The organism is Streptomyces sp. NPDC006265 (assembly GCF_040613555.1).
Taxonomy (GTDB): domain Bacteria; phylum Actinomycetota; class Actinomycetes; order Streptomycetales; family Streptomycetaceae; genus Streptomyces.
Genome location: NZ_JBEXSH010000619.1, coordinates 1 through 5,522, shown reverse-complemented (window position 1 = coordinate 5,522; position 5,522 = coordinate 1). Strand labels below are relative to the sequence as shown.

4 protein-coding genes and 1 tRNA gene are annotated in these 5,522 nt (G+C 68.8%); 1 reads left to right on the top strand and 4 read right to left on the bottom strand.

All coding sequences use genetic code 11. From position 1 onward, the window contains the following. Positions 1-836: 836 nt before the first annotated feature. Positions 837-897: transfer RNA gene (locus tag ABZ281_RS35625), tRNA-Arg, on the bottom strand. 372 nt (positions 898-1,269) lie between these two features. Here ABZ281_RS35625 and ABZ281_RS35620 point away from each other — a divergent pair. Next, on the top strand, positions 1,270-2,574 hold the full coding sequence (locus ABZ281_RS35620; RefSeq protein WP_356662210.1) for a tyrosine-type recombinase/integrase: 1,305 nt from the start codon (positions 1,270-1,272) through the stop codon (positions 2,572-2,574). A 349-nt stretch (positions 2,575-2,923) separates the two neighbouring features. Here the strand turns inward: ABZ281_RS35620 and ABZ281_RS35615 are convergent, their stop codons facing one another. The 3 genes from ABZ281_RS35615 to ABZ281_RS35605 all read right to left on the bottom strand — a co-directional run. Continuing rightward, a complete protein-coding gene (locus tag ABZ281_RS35615; protein ID WP_356662209.1) occupies positions 2,924-3,382 on the bottom strand; it encodes a protein-tyrosine phosphatase family protein in 459 nt (152 codons plus the stop codon). Next, positions 3,379-4,347, bottom strand: coding sequence for a lysylphosphatidylglycerol synthase transmembrane domain-containing protein (locus ABZ281_RS35610; RefSeq protein ID WP_356662208.1), 969 nt, complete (start codon positions 4,345-4,347; stop codon positions 3,379-3,381). Before ABZ281_RS35610 ends, ABZ281_RS35615 begins: the two co-directional genes overlap by 4 nt. Next, on the bottom strand, positions 4,344-5,522 hold a 1,179-nt coding region (locus ABZ281_RS35605; RefSeq protein ID WP_356662207.1), incomplete at its 5' end, for a PEP-utilizing enzyme. The genes ABZ281_RS35605 and ABZ281_RS35610, both read right to left, overlap by 4 nt.

Here is a 5,522-nt window from a genome sequence, read left to right as displayed (position 1 = left end):
TCGGTGTTCGGTGCGCGACAGCAACCCTGTCGGGCCGCCCACCTGCCCCGGCGCGGGGGGTGGTGGGCGGCAGAGGAGCGCTCGGCGGCGAGCTGTTCGCTCACCCGCTCACGGTCACGTTCGGCCACGGCCAGCTCATCACGTTCGGCCCGCACCTCCGCCAACTGCTTGGCCAGCTGTTCTTCGAACGCGTCCGGTCTCCGCGCCGTGCGGTGATCCGTTCCAGCAGTTCGGGATCCATGTACCGGATCGTAGAAGGCCACCCGGCCACAGAGAGCAGGAACCGGCGATCCGTCCGACTCCGTCAAACGATCTACTCCGTACGCATCCGCCCGTGACCGGCCTGAGCACCCCGAGAGCCGGTCATACCAGCCATTTGACCTGCGCTTTCAAGTTGGCGGAGGTGGTTCGGTCCATGGTTTCAACCAGACGGGAAGGCCGCTCGTCGCGCGGGCCATCGTCTGTTGATGTCGTCCGGCTTCTTCGTGGACTCGGTGGAGACCGCGGCCGCCGACCGCGGAGAGTCGGCCATCTGGCGGTGGCGGCTGTGCTGCCGGTGACTCTGGAGCCGAGCACGCGCGCCGACTCGAGCAACGGGACCTGAAGGGCCATGCGGAGGGTGAGACGCGCACGGTGCCGGGGGGCATCCGGCCCTGGCGGGCATTTCGGCGGCAGCGCATCGAAGACGAGCGGCTGCAGCCGGGTGACCCCCTCTTCCAGGGAGAGCCAGGTGGCATCCTCGCCGCTTCCGTCATCCGTCGTGGCTTCGTCGCGCCGACTGACCTCCACCCTGACCAGCAAAAAGCCCTCCCCAAGGGGAGGGCGGAGACTTGCGCCCCCGGCAGGACTCGAACCTGCGGCCAAGCGCTTAGAAGACCCCCACTCTATCGCGGAGTGCTGCGCTGTGACCTGCTGTTTCCCTTTCTACTGACGTGGCGTCAGGCATTTTGGGGGACGCATGTGGGACGATCTTGGTCGGTCAAGTTGCTGCACATATCCGGTATATGTGCGTCTGGATGGTCCCGAGCGTACGGGGGTGAGGAACTCCATGCCGCGGGTGCACGACGCAGCGGTGTGACGTGTTCCTGATGGAATCATGGAGTTGAGGGGGCAGAAGCCGTCGGTGCTTCGGGACCGGCCGGACCCCGGCATCGGGGGCGTGGCCGGAGCGAGGTGTGAGGTCGATGGAAACCACTTACGACGTCCGAGTCGTGGCAGATCGAGACCGGCTCTGGTCGCCAGCGCGTGTCGTACAGGGTTTGCTGGTCGGTGGCCGGACAACGCCATCACAAGTCGTTCCAGACGCTTGCGCTCGCGGATGGGTTTCGTGCGGAGCTATTGACGGCTACGCATCGTGGCGCCCCGTTCAACATGGCCACCGGCTTGCCGGTGCGTCACGGGCCGACGGCGTCGTCGATCGGCTGGTACGACTTCGCTGTCCAGTTTGTCGATGCGCAGTGGTCACGTGCTTCGGCGAATCACCGCAAGAACACCGCCAGGACTCTCATGATCACAACGACAGCGCTGCTCGGCAGGGAGCCGCCTGGCGCCAGCTCGCGCAGAGTCCGCACGGCACTGAGCGAGTGGGCCTTCAGCACCGAACGCCGTGAGAGCGCGCCGGACGAAGTTGTGGCAGTCCTGGGCTGGGTGCGTCGGCACACTCCGACGATGGAGGTCTGGAACGATCCTGCTGTAGTCGAGGACGTGTTGCTCGTACTCGGCACGCTGTTGGACGGATCAGCTGCTGCTGCGTCCTCGGCGCGGCGCCACCGTAGGGTGCTCAATCTGGTCATGCAGTACGCGATCCGCCAGGGTGTCCTGCTGACGAATCCGCTGCCCAAGGGGCGGGGCAGCGGGCCAGGGACTGCTGACGCTGTCGACCGCCGCTGCTTGCTCAATCCGCGGCAAGTGGCCGGACTGCTCGACTGGATACGGCATCGGCCGCGCGGTGGACTCAGACTGCATGCGTTCTTCGCCACGCTCTATTACACGGGGATGCGGCCAGAGGAAGCCGTCGCCCTGCGGGTGGGCGATGCCGCCTTGCCGGAGATGGAGGAGAAGGATCAGTGGGGCGAGCTGGCCATTCATGTCGCGGAGCCCGAGGTGGGACGGCGATGGACCGGAACCGGCACGCCCCATGAGCGCCGCGGGCTCAAAGGCCGAGAAGGACGGGGGACGCGGAGTGTTCCTTGCCACCCGGCTCTCACCCGTGTTCTGCGGGACTACATTGCCGCCGGGCACCTGCAGTCCGGCGATCGGTTGTTCTCGGGCGAGAGGGGCGGAACCCTCGCCGGGTCTGTCTACCGGCGCGTCTGGGGCCGTGCCCGGCAGGCGACCCTGCAACCGCACGTCTACGCCTCGCCGACCGGGAAGCGTATCTATGACCTGCGGCACACCTGTCTGACGACATGGTTGAACAACGGCGTCCCGCCGGCGCAGGTCGCCGAGTGGGCAGGGACCAGCGTGGCCATGCTCTTCGCGGTGTACGCGCACTGCATCAGCGGTCAGGTCAAGGAGTTGGAGCAGCGCGTCGAGGCGGTACAGGACGTCTCGCCTTTGTACTTGACGGCGTGAGCTCGCCGTTTCCGGCAGCAGGGGTCCGCGTACGGCTCCAGAGATTGGCTTCCTGTACGGGGCCGTCAACGGGCCAGGGGCCAGGGGTGTAGTAGCGGGCACGGGCCTTGCTGCTGGGGACGAACCAGTCATGGCTTACGAGTTCGCGGATGTCGCGGATGGCCTGCTGGTTGCTGAGGTCGGCGTCCTGCTGATAGACGGTGCGGCGGACCTTGGCGTCGGAGAAGGCGGGCAGCAGAGCGCAGACGAACGTGCTCGTCCAGGCCCGCGAAGTCACATCAAGCGCCTGGCGGTGGGTGTGCGGGGACGGTGCGCCAAGACCGTCCCACACCCCTGCCCAGCGCTACGGTTACGCCTGCCCTGAGCCGGAGGCGTCGGCGGCGAAGACCTGGCGGATGAAACGCCGTTGCCAAGGCACCTCGACCGCACGGGAGTGGTAATTCTGCCGCACCCACTTGACCGCCTCCTTGGGATTCATGCCCTCGAAGACGCAGATCGCGGACAGTGCCGTACCGGTCCGGCCGACGCCGCCTCCGCAGCAGACCTCCACGCGTTCGCTCGCGGCGCGCTCGTAGGCGAGGCGGAGTTTGCGCATCGCGTCCATGGGGTCGGCGGGAAGCCAGAAGTCCCGCCAAGGGACCCATACTGATTCCCACGGCGGGTTGGGTGGCTGATGGTCTGTCAGGTGCACGGCGAACGTGGGGGTCTGTCCCTCCGGCAGGTCATATCTGAGGCCGCGCCCCCGGATCATCCGCCCCGAGGGCAGCTGAATTACCTTGGGAGTTTCGGCGTTCCACAGTTCGGTCATGTCGAACTCCGTTTCGATCGGCCTCGTAGAAATGAATTGCCTGCCATCGTCATCATCCCCAGCGGGATCTGGGGAAGCACTTGTTGGGCGTGGAAGACCAGTGCGAAGGCCAACCCTTCGGCCTGGCCGAGGACGCCCGCCGTCGCGCCCAGCACGGCCGCCTCGAAGGTGCCCAGCTGACCCGGCAGGGTCGGCATGATGTTGGACACCTCGATGGACAGCAGGACGAGCACCAGAACGGCCGCCGACAGCCCCAGGTCGAGGGCCTTAGCGACAGCCGCTGCCGCCACGAGGTCGAGCACCCGGGTGACGAGCCCGGCCGCCCCCACCTCCGCGAAGACGCGCGGGCGGCGCACCGGCCCGAGCGATGTGCGCGCATCGAAGACGATCCGCCGCAGCCGGCCCTCCCGAGCCGGTGCGGACGGGGTGCGCGCGACCCTCACGATCAGGACGGACGCCACGGTTAGCACCGCCAGGTACGCCCAGGCGACGACCACCGCCCAGCCGGGCACCCTACTGCCCGGCCACCAGATGACCACCAGGAACGGCACCAGGCCCAGGCTGGAGAAGAACTTGCGGACCATCATGAGCGTGACGGTCACCGTCCGGGCCACTCCCTCACGCAGGAGGTAACCGACCCGGACAAACTCGCCCACCCCCTCCGGGCTGACGGCCGCCGCCGCCTGGACGGCGAACTCGATCCGCACCAGGAGGGGAAACCGGATCCGGGACTCGGTGAACATCGCGTTCCAGCCGAGGGCCCGGGTCACCTGCGAGGCCACGTTGGCCAGGACGGCCACGGCCAGCCAACGCGGGTCGGCGTCTGTCAGCACCGTCCACAGGTGATGCGGATCCATGTCCCGCAGGATGAACACCAGGCTGACGGCCACCGCGGCGAACAGCAGCGCCCGGATCACCCGGTCGCGCGTGCTGCGGCTCTTCGGCGGGGACTCTGTCGGGGTCACGGTTCACCCCGTAGCTGAACGGTGCCCGAGTCGCCGTCCACGGTCAGCAGGTTCCCGGTGACGATCCGCGAGGTCGCGGTCCTGACCCCCATCACGGCCGGGATGCCGTACTCGCGTGCCACCACCGAGCCGTGGGACAGCGCGCCCCCGACGTCGGCCACCACCGCACCGGCGCGGGCCAGAAGCGGCGCCCACGCCGGCGTGACCTGACGTACGACGAGGACCTCACCCTTCTCCAGCGCGTCCGCCTCCGCGACCTCGTGGATCACTCTGGCCCGGCCTGTGTAGTTGCCCGGGCTCACCGCCGACCCGCTCAGCCCGTCATCCCGGTCCTCCCGCCGCTCGACCCCGAACAGCGCCAAGGACGTGATGTCCGAGCCGAAGAGCGTGATTCGCGCGTCGGAGGGGACCACATCGGGCGGGTTGAGCCGCCGCTGCCACTGACGTCGCAGGCGGCGCTCGCGCACCAAGTCGCGCCAGCGCGCGTCGCCCGTGTCCGCGCTCACCCAGCCGGCCAATTCCTCCCCGGTCAGGTAGAACACATCGTCGTCGGCGTCGAGCAGGCCGGCGTGCACCAGTCGGCGGCCGAGTTCGAGATATCCGGCCCGCATGAACGGCCAGCCCAGCGTGAAGTAGTGCAGCGCCTCGTCCCGTACGCCGCTCCAGTGGTTCGCCCACCGGTAGACCTCGTGCCGCAACCGGCCGAGCGGCCCGCGCCCGAACTGGCGGGCCGGGTCGGCGGCCCCGGAATCCGGCACAGGCCCCTGGGCGCCAGGTTCGGCGCCGCCGTTGCGACGGCGGTCGGCTATCACCGAGCGGAGCATCGAGGGATCGTCGATCGCGGTGGGCTCGGCCGGGTCGAGGCTGTACACCAGGTGGCCGAAGCGCCGCAGGTACGCGCGGAGCAGTTGCTCCTCTTCCTCCGGGGCCGCCGCCGCGACCCGGTCCAGGGCACGGTCGGCCTGGTGGGCGAGCCGGTTCCCGCCCACGAGCAGGGCCCCGGCCGTGAGCCCGGCGGTGCGGCGGCCGCCGCGCGCCAGGACCGCCTCCAACAGCCACTCGGCGGTGTTCCAGTGCCAGGCGAGGCCACCGATCACCGCCCAGAAGCTCGCGCTCAGCTCCTCGACGGTCCGCATCCGCCTCAGTACCTCGGAGGACGTGAGGTCGGTGAGCGG

Coding starts and splice junctions, on each gene's coding strand:
- ABZ281_RS35615 (WP_356662209.1), bottom strand. CDS start 3,382: ATGACCGAACTGTGGAACGCCGAAACTCCCAAGGTAATTCAGCTGCCC.